Genomic DNA, 14,047 nt, shown 5'->3' with positions numbered 1-14,047 from the left:
TTCTTCGCGGCCGTCAGCGCCAGCGGCAGGCCGTGGTCATTGGCCTGCGTCACTTGCGGCCCGCCATCGGGCAGGTGCACCTCGATCACGATGTCCAGGCTTTCCGCCAGCCGCTTCGCCCGCGATTTCGCCGACAGGTCGGTAAAGCGCGGCGCATGGTTCAGCACATAGCGCAGCTTTTCATGCGGCAACGCCTCGGCCTTCAGCGCCCGCACGAAGCGCAGAATGTTCTGGGCATTGCGCAGGTCCAGCTCCAGCAGGGCGAAATACACATGCGCCCGGCTCAGAACGGCCTCGGTCCAGGCCACCACGGTGGTCGGCATGTCGACCAGCACGAAGTCGAAATTGGCCATCACCATGTCCAGAAGCCGGCCCATGTCTTCGGCCGAGACGATGTCCAGCGGCAGCATGTCCGAAGGCGCGGTCAGCACATGCAGCTTCTCGTTGAAGGTCTGCATCGACCGCAGCAGCGAATCGCTGTCCTGCGCGCCCATGTCTGTCAGCAGTTCGAACACCGCCTCCTTGCGGGGCAGGTCCAGATAGGTTGCCACCGCGCCGAATTGCAGGTTCAGGTCCAGCAGGCAGACGCGCGGCGCGTCCTTGGGATCGACCGTCGCCAGTTCCCAGGCCAGGTTGACGGCAAAGGTCGTGGCGCCGGTGCCGCCGGCCATGCCATGCACCGGCATCAGCACCCCCTGACGGTCGCCCCTGGCCTTGAAGCTGGGGGCGGGCAGGGCGTCTTCCTCGGCCAGGGCCGCGCCGCCGCGGGCGGGCGGCGCCTCCGGTTCCGGCTGGCGGATGCGTTCGATCGCGTCATGCAGCGCGCCTTCCGGCAGCGGATAGGGCACGAAATCCTCGGCCCCCAGCCGCATGAGCTGATGCAGCGCCATCGGGCTGACCTGGTTCGCCACCAGGATCACCTTCACCCCATGCTCCCGCGCGGCGCGCACCACCGCGGCAATGCGGGTCAGGTCGCCCTCGTCCTCGGCATCGACCGCGACGGCAATGAATTCAAGGCCCGCCGAATCGGGCTGATCCAGAAACACCAGCGCATCGTCGAACCCAAGGTCACCCCAGGCTTCGCCCAGTTCGGCTTCCATGTCGTCAATCAGGATCTCGAACTGCTGCACGTCGCGTGAGACGGTGCACGCCACGATCGGCGCCGGGTCCGGCTGAAGGGTCGCCACGCTCGTCATAGGCCTTACGTCCTTTACCAATACGGCACCCGGAACACAGGCCGGCACGCAGGTCATGCCGGGGCAGGTCTCCAGACACCGGGCGCACGGCGGTTTCCGCCAAGCGCAACCGTTCCATTATCGGCAGGTTGATCGGGGAAATGGGCGAGATTGGGGCCGAAACGGCGTCAATCTTTGATTTCTTTCCGATCCCGCAATAACAAAGGCCGGACATTGCGCCCGGCCTTCGTCTTTGAATCCGCAGCGTCGATCAGTTTCCGCCCTCGACCTGCGTCTTGATTTCCACATTTGCCGGATGCCGCCGCGTTGCGCTGTCCACATAGGTGCGCCAGATGATCGCCGCATATTTGCCGTTCAGCACCAGCGGCGCATTTTTCACAAAGCCCGAAACCTCGGTCACCGTGCGGCGGTTGCGTTCCTCGGGCTGGCTGGTCTGGATGATCGGCCGCGTCTTGCCATAGCTGACCACCGCCTCAAGCCGCGATTTCGAGATGCCCTGCGAGGTCAGGTAGTTCACCACCGCGCGGGCCCGCCGCAGGCCAAGGTTGTAGTTGTACTTCTGGCTGCCCACCAGGTCGGTATGGCCAAAGACCTTGAAGCGCACCTCGGGGAATTGGCGGATGAAGCCGGCCTGCTTGCGCAGCACCTCCATCGCCTGCGGCGTCAGAACGGCGCTGTCGAAGGCAAAGTTCACCGTGTCGGGCACTTCGGCCGCAAAGCGCTGGGCCAGCGCGATCGTGTATTCCATCTCGCCGCTTTGCAGCAGCGTATTGTGCATCGTCGCATCGCCGAAGCTGCCCTTGTCCACCTCGGCGCCCTGCTCGCGGTCAAAGCTGGTGGTGGTCTCGCCGCAGGCGGCAAGGGCCAGAAGGCAAGTGGCGGCCATGGCGCGGGAAAGGGTGATCTTCATCGCCTCACTCCATCACATAGCCGTAGGAGGACGAGAAGTCCTGCCGCGCCACCTCACCCGCCGCGCCCTTCTGGGGCTTGGCCACATCGCCGAACAGGAACAGCTCGCGCTCGGTCGGAATGCGGATGCGGTCGGTCGGCAGCGCCAGCGCCTCGCCGTTGACCGGCGTCACCAGATGCGGCGTCACGATGATCACCAGTTCCGTCTGCGACCGCTGGTAATCCGCGCTGCGGAACAGCGCCCCCAGGATCGGCACGTCGCCCAGCCACGGCACCTGCCCGTTGGCATTGCGGAAGTCGTCCTGCAACAGGCCGGCAATGGCAAAGCTTTCGCCGTCCCGCATCTCGACCGTGGTCGAGGTTTCGCGCCGCTTGAAGCCCGAAACCGAGAAGCCGTCGGCTTCGAAGGTCACCGCCGTGTCGATCGAACTGACCGCCGCGTTGATGGTCAGGTTGATGACATCGCCATCCACCACCACGGGGGTGAAGTTCAGCTCAACCCCGAAGGGCTTGTACTGGATGGTGATCGCGCCGTCCTGATCAGGAACCGGGATCGGGTATTCCCCGCCGGCCAGGAACTTGGCCTCCTGCCCGGACAGGGCGGTCAGGTTCGGTTCGGCCAGCGTCCGCACCATGCCCTTGGATTCCAGCGCCTCAAGCAGCACGCCGAATTCGATCGCGCCGACGTTGAACCCCAGGCCCAGCGCGCCCTTGGCCGTGGTTGTCACGGTCGACCCGGCCAGCACGTTGTTGATGCCGTCAATGTTGCCCGCCACCGCGCCGCCGAAATGCGAACTGCCGGTCCGCTGCGCCCCGAACGATCCGTTCAGGCTTTTCGACACCGACCGCTGCATTTCCGCGAAGCGCACCTTCAGCATCACCTGCTGCGTGCCGCCCACCATCATCAGGTTCGACACCCGGTCCGGCGCATAGCGGTTGGCCAGATCCAGCGCCCGGTCCAGCTTCATGGTCGAACTGACCGTGCCCGACAGCACGATCCCGTCATTCGCCGTCCGCACCTCGATCTTCTCGCCCGGCAGGATCTGCTGCAACCGTTCCTTGAACTCGGCAATGTCGGGGGTGACATGCACATCGACGTTCGAGATCAGCTTCCCGTCCGCCGACAGCAGCGTCAGCGTCGTGCGCCCCGGGGCCTTGCCCAGCACATAGATCGACTTGTCCGAAAGCGTCGAGATGTCGGCAATGCCGGGGTTGGCAATCGACAGTTCGGCAAACGGGACATCGCTTTCCACCACAACGGCGCGGTTCATCGGCACATTCAAGGCACTCGAGGCCTGTCCCGTCTGAACTTTCAGGACTTCGGCCGAGGCCGGCGCCAGCCCGGATACGGCAAGTGCCGCCCCGAACAGCCCGACCGTAATGACTGTTTTCATGCTCATGTGATCTGCCCTTTCGATCACGCCCCGGTGTGGGTCTTGCTGCCCATAACTGCGCGCCATTGTGCAGAAACCGCAGTTTAATTCAAGAATCAAACAGTTGGAGGTTGATCTTTATGTGGACAACCTGCAACAGCGCAATGATTGGTTAAAATGACTGGGGCTGACGCAATATCATGTAGGGGTTGCGATGGGCGGGTCTGATTCAATCATTGCAGGGGATCTGGATGTCCACCACTTCCGCCCCCTTGCGAGTCTTCACCGTGCAGACCTCGGGCGCCTCTGTCTTGACAACTTCCTTGCGCTCGATCCCGAGAAGGGCGTTCTTGTCCACCTGCACCAGGTCGGCCGTCTCTTCCGTGCCCCGGCCGATCAGCGACATCGACATCCGCCCTGTCGCCTGTGCCTGGGCCAGCCGCGCCACCTGTTCGGGCGTCACCGCAACCGTCACGGTCCGCGCCATTTCGTTCTTGTTGACTTCGCTTTCGTCCGACGACTGGTCCACCGCCATCACGCGCACGGCGGCTTCGATCAGCCGCGTCACTTCGCCGTCCCCGTCGGCCGAGCCGGTCCAGTAAACGTCGATCAGGTCATCGGGCATGACAAAGCCCGCCACACCCGAGGCGACATCCACCTTGATCTGGAACGCGCGCATCCCGGGGGCGATCTTGTCCGTCAGGCCCGCCACCGAACCGGGTTCGGTCACGCGTGACACAAGAACGATCTCGTTCTCCACCATCGAGCGGGTCACGAAACGCGGCTTGTCGGCATTGGGCGGAAACAGCAGCGGCAGCGGTTTGCCGCCTTCGGACGCCGGCGCCGCATTCGTATCGCTGGCCGTCTGCGCCGACACACGAAAGGCCCCCTGCGGCAGGGCCTTTTCCTGCGCATAAACCACCTTCACATCCGCCTTGGTGATCGGGTCGCCAAATTTCAGGGGTTTGGCAACCGCATAAACCTCGACCAGTCTTCCGGTCTTGTCAAAATAGGCCTGCGCACGGGCCAGTTCCGATTGCGATTGGCTCATCAGGTTCTGCGTCATGTAAACGGCAAGGCCCGCAAGGGCCACGCCAAGGACCAGAACAAGTGCAAAAACAGCTCTCATCGACAGGCCCCCCTGAACCCCGGTTCCGCTATATGCGACCAGCGCCCATCTGCAAAGCAAGGACCATGTCGGTCATATCAATCACCCGCCGAGTTGAGGTAATCGTTGAACTGGGAAACCTCGCCCCCAATCTTGCCGGAAACATCAACCAGGGATTCGCGCATTGTCGTGACCAGAATGATGACCTGCAATCCCACGACCACGGCTGTCAAGACAACCCAGTCCACGGTGATCGCGCCGTCTTCCTTCGCGAGAAACGTCTTGATCGCTTTCAACATCTGGCTCTCCAAACGCCGCTGGGCAGGATGGGCCTGCCGGTCAGGAAACGCATTTTATCGCCAAGCCCGGCACGATCACTGGCCACCTTCCGCCCTGCAAACAGACCGGGGCGGCCCCAACCTTGCCGTCGTCTTGCCAAGAGGCCGCGCCCTTTTTCGGGCGCGGCCCCGCTGGCAGTGTTGTTGCCCTTCGGACAATTACGGGTTGGTGGTGCCGCCCGTGCCGCCCGTGCCGCCGGTGCTGGAGCTGAAGCCATCGTCGGCCTTGCCGATCTCGGTCGCGATCGAGCCTGACAGGGTGGTGATCGCCGGCTTGATCGCGGCCAGCACGATGATGCCCAGGCCGACAACGGCGGCGGTCAGAACGACCCAGTCAACAGTCACGGCACCGTCTTCGTCTTTCTGGAAGCGCTTCATGATGTTCAGGAGTTTCATCGTAATATCCTTTTCAGGTTGCCAGGTGTTTCATCCGCTTTGGGAGACAAGGCTTTCGGCTGGGTCTGCCCTGTCCCCTTTCGGGATGAACACAGTAAGCCCCTGAATCGTGGCAAGGTTGGGGAAGTCTGCGGGCGATTTGCGGCAATGCGGTCTTGGGGGCATTTTGTCGCCTAACACCCTGTAAACGCAGGTTTAAATATTTCAATATCGTCCATCGGTTGCGCGGATGACCGTGTCCCCGCCGCCAATTCTGGCGAGATTGCCATGATCTGCGCCCAATTTCCCTTGGCGCGGCGCCGGATTCGGTGCAGCGTCCCGCCCAGAACAACAAGAGCAGGCATCGCAAAGATGCGTCTTCTGGCAGGCATGACCCTGGCGATTCTGGTGATCGCCGCGTTTCCCCACGGAATCGCGGCGCAAGACGGCGTGGAGCCGGAGGATTTCACCTTCCGCCGCATCAAGGCCGCCGACCGCACGCCGGGCCGGCTGATCACCGTGCAGATCGACCCGGTCGAACAGGCCCGCCGCCTGGCCGCCACCGCCTGGAAAGACCCGGCGCTGAAATCCGCCCCGAAGCCAGTTGAAACGCCCGATGCCGTGCCGGGCCCGGCGCCGTCCTCCTCCTACGCCTGGTTCTGGGATCTGGTCCCCCCCGGCCTGCCCGATGTCTCGGGCCGCTTCCCCGCCGCCATGGCCGCGCTGTCCATGGGCCCCGGCGGCAAGCAGGTGGCCGCACCCCGCCTGCAATCCATGCAGACCCTGGCCGAGATCTACGGCACCGACATCCTGGTCTCCACCGTCGGCACCGATGTCTCGCCGGCGCTGGTGCTGGCGGTGATGGGCATCGAAAGCGCCGGCCACGCCGATGCCGTCAGCAGCGCCGGCGCGACCGGGTTGATGCAACTGATGCCCGATACCGCCAAGCGCTTCGGCGTGGCCGACAGCACGGTGCCCGCGCAGAACATCAAGGGCGGCGTCGCCTATCTCGACTGGCTGCTCGATGAATTCGACAATGATCCGCTGATGGTGCTGGCCGCCTATAACGCGGGCGAGGGCGCGGTGCGCAAGAACGGCGGCGTGCCGCCCTATGCCGAAACGCGCGACTATGTGCCCAAGGTTCTGGCCGCCTGGCAGGTGGCGCAGGGCCTGTGCCTGACGCCGCCCGAACTGGTGACAGACCCCTGCGTCTTCAAGGTGCTGTCGGCGGGCGGGTAAGGGCAGGGCAGAAGGGGGCGCCGCCCCCTCTTGGCCCGGTGCCCGGGCCAATTCACCCCCGGGATATTTTCCTTCTGAAAGAAGGCAGGGGGCAGGGAACGGGGCGCCCCGTCGGGGGATTGCTCCAGCCGCGGGGCGCGCCACCTCTTCCAGAAGCGGTCATCGGCTTCCCAGCCTGTACCGCCCTGCCAGACTGCGCCGGAAGGGTTAAGAAAGACTGAACGGGGCTTCTTTCAGAACGCAAATATCCCGGGGGGGACGCCCGCAGGGCGTCGGGGGCAGCGCCCCCCGGCCCGGCGTCAGGCCGCGAAGACATCGGCCCATTCGGGGTGCTTCTTGCGGGTCGCGTTCACGAAGGGGCACAGCGGCACCACCTTGAACCCCTCGGCCCGCGCCGCCGCCACCAGCGCCTCGACCAGCGCCAGCCCGGCGCCGGTGCCGCGAAAGCTGTCGGGCACGCCGGTATGGTCTGCGATGATCAGCGTCGGCGTGGTGACCGAATAGGTCAGCTCGGCCTCCTCGCCCCCCTTGCGGATGACGAAGCGGCCCTTGGTTTCGCCGTGCTCGCGCTGGACCTGATGCTCAGCCAAGGATCGTCGCCTCGGTTGCGGCGCGCAACTCGGCCTCGGTCACGCCATCGGCCAGCACCACGATCTTCAGCCCGCCCGGCACCACATCCAGCACGCCCAGGTTGGTGATGATCCGGTTCACCACCGCCTTGCCGGTCAGCGGCAGGGTGCAGGCCTTCAGCACCTTGGATTCCCCGTGTTTCGAGGTGTGGTCCATCACCACCACCACGCGGCCCACGCCGGCCACCAGGTCCATCGCGCCGCCCATGCCCTTGACCAGCTTGCCCGGGATCATCCAGTTCGCCAGATCGCCGGTTTCGCTGACCTCCATCGCGCCCAGGATCGCCATGGCGATCTTGCCGCCGCGGATCATGGCAAAGCTGGTGGCGCTGTCGAAATAGGCGGTCTGCGGCAGTTCGGTGATGGTCTGCTTGCCGGCGTTGATCAGGTCGGGGTCTTCCTCGCCCTCAAACGGGAAGGGGCCCATGCCCAGCATCCCGTTTTCCGATTGCAGGGTGACGGAAATCCCTTCGGGGATATAGTTCGCCACCAGCGTCGGAATCCCGATGCCCAGGTTCACATACATGCCGTCGCGCAGTTCCTGCGCCGCGCGCGCGGCCATCTGGTTGCGGTCCCAGCCCTTGCTCTCTCCGGCCATCACACGGCCTCCTTCTTGCGCACGGTGCGTTGTTCGATCCGCTTCTCGTGGGTGCCGGTCACGATGCGATGCACATAGATGCCGGGCAGGTGGATGGTGTCGGGGTCCAGCGACCCCAGCGGCACCACTTCCTCGACCTCGGCCACGCAGACCTTGCCGCAGGTCGCCGCCGGCACGTTGAAATTGCGCGCGGTCTTGCGGAACACCAGGTTGCCGCTGGGGTCCGCCTTCCAGGCCTTGACGATGGACAGGTCCGCCACGATGCCGCGTTCCAGAATATAGGTCTGGCCGTCGAAATCGTGGTGCTCCTTGCCCTCGGCGATCACCGTGCCGACGCCGGTCTTGGTGTAGAAGCCGGGGATGCCCGCGCCGCCGGCCCGCATCCGCTCGGCCAGGGTGCCCTGCGGGTTGAACTCCAGCTCCAGCTCGCCGCTCAGGTATTGCCGCATGAATTCGGCATTCTCGCCCACATAGGACGAGATCATCTTCTTCACCTGCCGGGTTTCCAGAAGCTGGCCCAGCCCGAACCCGTCAACCCCCGCGTTGTTCGAGGCGACCGTCAGCCCCTTCACGCCGGCATCGCGGATGGCGGCGATCAGCAGTTCGGGAATGCCGCACAGGCCGAAGCCGCCGGCGGCGATCAGCATGTTGTCCTGCAACAGACCCTCAAGCGCGGCGCTGGCGCTCGGGTAGACCTTGTTCATGTGGAACCCCCCGCGAAATCTTTGCCCGCCATAAAGGCGGCGGTGCCCCGCGATGTCAATCGCCGCGGCGCGGCACCAGAGCCTTGCCCGGCCTCTGCCGCGCATCGCCCCCCTTTCCCCCGCCGCCCCGCCCGCTATTGTGGCGCGGCCCGTGCCCGCGTGGTGAAATGGTAGACACAGGGGACTTAAACTCCCCAGGCCGCAAGGCCGTGCCGGTTCAAGTCCGGCCGCGGGCACCAGTCGCGCCGACCGGGCCCCGTGCTGGCGCCTGACGGCGTTGTGTTCTTCCCGGGGGTTTCCCCCCGCCGCGTTCCTGATAGCCTTGCCCCGCCCGCGCCGGCCTTGCGCCGACGGCGGGCCGCCCCCTTGCCGTGACGGACGGCACCCGCCGACAGGCCCACCGACAGGATTGCCGGATGAAGACATTTGCCGCCCGAACCCTTGCTCCGCTTCTTCTGCTGGCCTGCGCGCTTGCGGCCGGGGCGCAGACCCCGCCCGGCGGCGGCGGGCCGCGCAAGGCCGGCGTCATCGAACTGGCGCGCGGCGTGGTGCCGGTCGAGGTGACGCTGACCGGCCAGGCCACCGCGGTCGAGGATGCCTCGGTCCGGCCGCTGGTCGATGGCGTCATCACCGCCATCCTTTATGAACCGGGCCGCGAGGTGGCCGCCGGCGCCCCGCTGTTCGCCATCGATTCGCAAACCTACCAGGCCAGCGTCGCCGCCGCCGAGGCCAACCTGCGTAGCGCCGAGGCCGCCGTTGGCCCGGCCCGCGCCGCCCTGCAACGCTATGAAAAGCTGGTCGGCACCGGCGTCACCGCCGAGGCGCTGGAAAACGCCCGAAGGACGCTGGCACAGGCCGAAGCCGCCGTCGCCGTGGCCGAGGCCAGCCTGCAAACCGCCCGCATCGCGCTGGACCGCACCACGATCCGCAGCCCGGTGGCCGGCGTGCCCGACGTGGCGCAGGTCTCGGTCGGCGATCTGGTCACCTCGGGCCAGTCCACCGCGCTGACCACCGTCACGGCGCTGGACCCGATCCATGTCGATCTGTCCGAAGCCAGCGCGCGGATGCTGGACCTGCGCGCCCGCATCGAAAGCGGCGCGGTCAAGCCCGGCGACCGGATGGCCGTGCGGCTGATGCTGGAAAACGGCCAGGTGTTCGACGGCACCGGCACGCTGTCCTCGGTCAGCAGCCGCGTCTCCACCTCGACCGGCACCGTCCGCGTCCGCTTCCGCTTCGACAACCCGCACCGCGTCATCATTCCCGGCATGTTCGTGCGCGCCTCGGTCACGCTGGGCACGGCCGAGGGCTATCTGATCCCGCAGATGGCGGCGCAGTTGCAGGCCGACGGCACCATCGCGATCTGGCTGGCCGATGCCGAAAACCGCGCCCAGACCCTTCGCGTCACACCGATGGGATCGACCGACACCGCCTGGATCGTGGGGCAGGGCCTCAAGGACGGCGACCGCCTGCTGGTCGATTCCATCGACTCGCTCGCCGCCGGCACCGAGATCGCCCCCGTCGCCGTCACCCTGTCGCCCGAAGGCGTGATCACCGATGCCGCCGCGCCGCAGGCGGCCCCGGCCCCCGCCGCCGGGAACTGACCCATGGCGCGTTTCTTCATCCACCGCCCCGTCTTCGCCTGGGTGCTGGCCATCGTCACCATGCTGGCGGGCCTTCTGGGCCTGCAATCGCTGTCCATCTCGCAATATCCCGAGGTGTCGCCCCCCACCGTCCGCATCTCGGCCACCTATGCCGGCGCCTCGGCGGATGCGGTGCAGAACTCGGTCACCACCGTTCTGGAAGATGCGCTGACCGGGCTTGAGGGGATGCTCTACATGACCTCGACCTCGGGTCGCGGCTCCGCCTCGATCACCATCGTCTTCGAACAGGACATCGACCGCGACGAAGCCCAGACCGAGGTGCAGAACAAGGTGCAACTGGTGCTGTCGCGCCTGCCCGACACGGTGCAAAGCGCCGGCGTCCGGGTGTCGCGCTCCACCAGCTCGATCCTGATGATCGGCGCGCTGGTCAGCGAGGATGGCCGTTACAGCACGATCCAGCTTGCCGACATGCTGGACAAGACCGTCGCCGGCCCGGTGCAGCGGGTTGATGGCGTCGGCTCGATCAACACCTTCGGCTCGGGCTACGCCATGCGCATCTGGCTGGACCCGTTCCTTCTGGCGCAATACGCGCTGACGCCATCCGACATCACCGCCGCCGTGCGGTCGCAGAACACCTCGGTCGCGGTCGGCTCGCTGGGCGCGAACCCGGCCATCCCCGACCAGCAGTTCACCATCGACATCACCGCGCAAAGCCAGCTTCGCACCGTGGATGATTTCCGCAACATCCTGCTGCGCACCGGCGATGCGGGCGCGCAGGTGCGGCTGGGCGATGTGGCCCGGATCGAGATCGGCCAGCAGCGCTATGGTTCGGACAGTCGCTTCAGCCGGCAGAACGCCTCGGGCTTCGGCATCAACCTGGCCGCCGGCGCCAATGCGGTGGAAACCACCGCCGCCGTGCGGGCCACGCTGGACGGCATGGCCAATGCCTTCCCCGAAGGCGTCCGCATCGAATACGCCTATGACACCTCGCCCTTCGTCGAACGCTCGATCGAAAAGGTGGTGCATACGCTGATCGAGGCGATCATTCTGGTCTTCCTCGTCATCCTGATCTTCCTGCAAAACTGGCGCGCCACGCTGATCCCCACGCTGGCGGTGCCGGTGGTGCTGCTGGGCACCTTCGGGGTGCTGGCGGCGCTGGGCTATTCCATCAACACACTCACCATGTTCGCCATGGTCCTGGCCATCGGCCTTCTGGTCGATGATGCCATCGTCGTGGTCGAGAATGTCGAACGGGTGATGCGCGAAGACGGCCTTGGCCCGGTCGAGGCCACCGAGAAAAGCATGGGCCAGATTACCGGCGCGCTGATCGGCATCGGGCTGGTGCTCTCGGCGGTGTTCCTGCCCATGGCCTTCATGTCCGGCTCCACCGGCATCATCTACCGGCAGTTCTCCGTCACCATCATCTCGGCCATGGTGTTGTCGGTCTTTGTGGCGCTGATCCTCACGCCGGCGCTCTGCGCCTCGCTTCTGCGGCCGCACCGGCCCGGGGATGAAATCGCCCCCGCCCGCTGGTTCAACCGCAACTTCGACCGGATGACACGCGGCTACCTTGGCGTGAACCGCCGCATCCTGCGCTGGCCCTTCGCCACCATGGTCGCGCTGGCCGTGGTGGGGGTGCTGGTGGCCGGCCTGTTCGCCCGCCTGCCGTCGTCCTTCCTGCCGCAGGAAGATCAGGGCGTGCTGATGACGCGCATCAACATGCCCGAAGGCGCCACCTCGTCGCAGACGCTGGCGCTGGTCAAGCAGGTTGAGGATTACATGCTGGAACAGGAACCCGAGGCGGTGGAAACCACCTTCGCCACCCTTGGTTTCGGCTTTCGCGGCACGGCGCAGAACACCGCCATGGTCTTCGTCCGTCTCAAGGATTTCGACATCCGCAACGCCGACAGCCGGCTTGCCGCCAGCGCCATTGCCGAACGGGCCAACGCCCATTTCCGCAAGACCATCCGTCGCGGCTCGGTCCTGGTGCTGCAACCGCCGGCCATTCAGGGCATGGGCAACAGCTCGGGCTTCACCATGCAACTGATCGACCAAAGCGGCCGCGGGGCCGATGCGCTCAAGGCGGCGGCCGATCAACTGGTGGCCGATGCCACCGCCGATGGCCGCGTGACCAGCCTGCGCGGCAACGAGGACAGTTCGAAAACCGCCATGCGGATCGACATCGACCGCCAGAAGGCCGACAGCTTCGGCCTCACCCTGTCCGAGGTGAACGGAATGTTGGCCACCATCTTCTCGGGCACCGAGGTCAACGATTTCCAGATGGACGGCGAATTGCGCCCGGTCATCGTGCAGTCCGAAGCCGAATGGCGGATGCAGCCCGACGACATTCACGACTGGTCGGCCCGCAATCGCGATGGCGAAATGGTGCCCTTCGCGGCCTTCACCAGCCTGGCCTGGGAAAACGTCCCCTCCACCCTTGCGCGCTATGGCGGCACGCTGGCGCTGGAAATCTCGGGCAGCCCCGCCGAAGGCGTCAGCTCGGGCGAGGCGATGGATGCGATGGAGGAACTGGTGGCCAAGCTGCCGGGCGGCTATGGCGCCGCCTGGACCGGCCTGTCCTATCAGGAACGCCTCTCGGGCAGTCAGGCGCCCTTCCTTTACGCCATCTCGGTTCTGGTGGTCTTCCTCTGCCTTGCCGCGCTTTATGAAAGCTGGACCGTGCCGCTGTCGGTCATGCTGGTGGTGCCGGTCGGCATCCTGGGCGCGCTGGCCGCCGCGCTGCTGATGGGCCAGTCGAACGATGTCTATTTCAAGGTCGGCCTGCTGACGACCATCGGCCTGGCCGCCAAGAACGCGATCCTGATCGTCGAATTTGCCGAATCCCTGCAACGGCAGGGACAGACGCTGATCGAGGCCACGCTGGAAGCCGCCCGCCAGCGCCTGCGCCCCATCCTGATGACCTCCTTCGCCTTCATCCTGGGCATCGTGCCCCTGGCCACCGCCAGCGGCGCCGGGGCGGGGGCGCAGAACGCCATCGGCATCGGGGTGCTGGGCGGCATGATGGCCGCCACCGTTCTGGGCGTGTTCATCATCCCCGGCCTTTACGTCTGCGTGCGCCGGGTCTTCCCGCTGAAACTTGCCAACGCCGCCTAAGGCAAAGGCGGTGGGGCAGGACGCTACAGCGCCTCTTTCACTGCCTCCATCGCCACATAGGTCGATGTCTGCGCCACATGCGGCAGCGCGCTGATCCGTTCGGCCAGCACGCGGCGGTAATCGGCAATATCCGCCGTCCGCACCTTCATCAGGTAATCGAAGCGGCTGGCGATCATGTGGCACTGCTCCACCTCGGGCACCAGCCGCACCGCCCGGTTGAACGCCTGCAACGCCGCCTCGCGCGTGTCGCTCAGCCGCACCTCGACAAAGGCCACATGCGCCTGCCCCGTTTTCACCGGGTCCAGGATGGCGCGATAGCCCGCGATCACCCCCGCCTCCTCCAGCCGCTTCATCCGCGCCTGCGTCGGGCTTTTCGACAGCCCGATCCGCCGCGCCAGATCCACCGCGCTGATGCGACCTTCGGCCGCAAGCACCCGCAGGATCGCCTGATCGAATCCGTCCAGCTCCACGCCGCCATTCCGCATCGGAAAACCCCATAACATCCGGCTTTCCGCCTGCATATCATGCCAACATCAGGAAAACAGCCCGCCCTATCCCCTGTATCCTGCCCCGATCGGACAGGAGCGCCCCATGACCGCCAACGCTTGGACCACCATCACCACCGAAAGCCTTGCCGACGAGGCCACCCTCGTCCGCCGCCTCATTGCCGAGGCCGCCCTTACCCCCTCGGCCCGCGCCCGCATCACCACCGAGGCCGCCGCCCTGGTCACCCGCATCCGCGCCGGCGGCAAGCCCGGGCTGATGGAGGTGTTCCTGGCCGAATACGGCCTTTCCACCGACGAAGGCATCGCCCTGATGTGCCTGGCCGAAGCCCTGCTGCGCGTGCCCGATGCCGAAACCAT

General features: G+C 65.9%; 14 protein-coding genes and 1 tRNA gene. 5 read left to right on the top strand and 10 right to left on the bottom strand.

Translation table 11 applies throughout. From position 1 onward, the window contains the following. The 6 genes from C5F44_RS17080 to C5F44_RS17055 form a co-directional block, all read right to left on the bottom strand. Positions 1–1,196 (bottom strand): CpaE/TadZ family protein (locus tag C5F44_RS17080; protein WP_107674789.1); only part of this gene is annotated, 1,196 nt, incomplete at its 3' end. A 250-nt stretch (positions 1,197–1,446) separates the two neighbouring features. Continuing rightward, entirely contained in the window at positions 1,447–2,106 is a 660-nt protein-coding gene (locus C5F44_RS17075) for an OmpA family protein (protein ID WP_107674787.1), read from the bottom strand. 4 nt (positions 2,107–2,110) lie between these two features. After that, entirely contained in the window at positions 2,111–3,505 is a 1,395-nt protein-coding gene (locus C5F44_RS17070; RefSeq protein ID WP_107674793.1) for a type II and III secretion system protein family protein, read from the bottom strand. 202 nt (positions 3,506–3,707) lie between these two features. Further along, on the bottom strand, positions 3,708–4,607 hold the full coding sequence (gene cpaB, locus C5F44_RS17065) for a Flp pilus assembly protein CpaB (protein ID WP_107674785.1): 900 nt from the start codon (positions 4,605–4,607) through the stop codon (positions 3,708–3,710). A gap of 77 nt (positions 4,608–4,684) precedes the next feature. Beyond that, complete coding sequence (locus tag C5F44_RS17060; RefSeq protein ID WP_107674791.1) at positions 4,685–4,885, bottom strand: hypothetical protein; 201 nt, start codon at positions 4,883–4,885, stop codon at positions 4,685–4,687. 198 nt (positions 4,886–5,083) lie between these two features. Next, positions 5,084–5,320 (bottom strand): Flp family type IVb pilin, encoded by a 237-nt coding sequence (locus tag C5F44_RS17055; RefSeq protein ID WP_107674784.1) that lies wholly within the window; start codon positions 5,318–5,320, stop codon positions 5,084–5,086. A gap of 351 nt (positions 5,321–5,671) precedes the next feature. On the opposite strand from C5F44_RS17055, the gene C5F44_RS17050 reads away from it, so the two are divergent. Beyond that, positions 5,672–6,538: a lytic transglycosylase domain-containing protein gene (locus C5F44_RS17050; RefSeq protein ID WP_107674782.1), complete on the top strand. Its 867-nt coding sequence runs from the start codon at positions 5,672–5,674 to the stop codon at positions 6,536–6,538. Positions 6,539–6,837: 299 nt separating this feature from the next. On the opposite strand, the gene C5F44_RS17045 is transcribed toward C5F44_RS17050, so the two are convergent. Genes C5F44_RS17045 through C5F44_RS17035 form a run of 3 tightly spaced genes read right to left on the bottom strand, consistent with a single transcriptional unit; the run spans position 6,838 to position 8,469 of the window. Next, a complete protein-coding gene (locus C5F44_RS17045) occupies positions 6,838–7,128 on the bottom strand; it encodes a GNAT family N-acetyltransferase (RefSeq protein WP_107674780.1) in 291 nt (96 codons plus the stop codon). After that, entirely contained in the window at positions 7,121–7,765 is a 645-nt protein-coding gene (locus tag C5F44_RS17040) for a 3-oxoacid CoA-transferase subunit B (RefSeq protein ID WP_107674778.1), read from the bottom strand. Before C5F44_RS17040 ends, C5F44_RS17045 begins: the two co-directional genes overlap by 8 nt. Continuing rightward, positions 7,765–8,469 (bottom strand): CoA transferase subunit A, encoded by a 705-nt coding sequence (locus tag C5F44_RS17035; RefSeq protein WP_107674776.1) that lies wholly within the window; start codon positions 8,467–8,469, stop codon positions 7,765–7,767. Before C5F44_RS17035 ends, C5F44_RS17040 begins: the two co-directional genes overlap by 1 nt. A gap of 153 nt (positions 8,470–8,622) precedes the next feature. Here C5F44_RS17035 and C5F44_RS17030 point away from each other — a divergent pair. The 3 genes from C5F44_RS17030 (at position 8,623) to C5F44_RS17020 (ending at position 13,184) form a co-directional block, all read left to right on the top strand. Beyond that, positions 8,623–8,708 (top strand) — tRNA-Leu (locus tag C5F44_RS17030). Positions 8,709–8,885: 177 nt separating this feature from the next. Continuing rightward, the gene (locus C5F44_RS17025; protein WP_107674774.1) at positions 8,886–10,070 is read left to right on the top strand and encodes an efflux RND transporter periplasmic adaptor subunit; all 1,185 of its coding nucleotides are present in this window, start codon (positions 8,886–8,888) and stop codon (positions 10,068–10,070) included. 3 nt (positions 10,071–10,073) lie between these two features. Further along, entirely contained in the window at positions 10,074–13,184 is a 3,111-nt protein-coding gene (locus C5F44_RS17020; RefSeq protein WP_107674773.1) for a multidrug efflux RND transporter permease subunit, read from the top strand. 23 nt (positions 13,185–13,207) lie between these two features. Here the strand turns inward: C5F44_RS17020 and C5F44_RS17015 are convergent, their stop codons facing one another. Then, the gene (locus C5F44_RS17015; RefSeq protein ID WP_412917560.1) at positions 13,208–13,687 is read right to left on the bottom strand and encodes an Lrp/AsnC family transcriptional regulator; all 480 of its coding nucleotides are present in this window, start codon (positions 13,685–13,687) and stop codon (positions 13,208–13,210) included. A gap of 88 nt (positions 13,688–13,775) precedes the next feature. On the opposite strand from C5F44_RS17015, the gene C5F44_RS17010 reads away from it, so the two are divergent. Continuing rightward, positions 13,776–14,047, top strand: a 272-nt coding sequence (locus tag C5F44_RS17010; protein ID WP_146161978.1) for a hypothetical protein, incomplete at its 3' end; no start/stop codon positions are given.

This window comes from Fuscovulum blasticum DSM 2131, assembly GCF_003034965.1.
Taxonomy (GTDB): Bacteria; Pseudomonadota; Alphaproteobacteria; order Rhodobacterales; family Rhodobacteraceae; genus Pseudogemmobacter; species Pseudogemmobacter blasticus.
The sequence above is the reverse complement of the archived record's forward strand: the minus strand, read 5'-3'. Positions and strand labels throughout refer to the sequence as shown.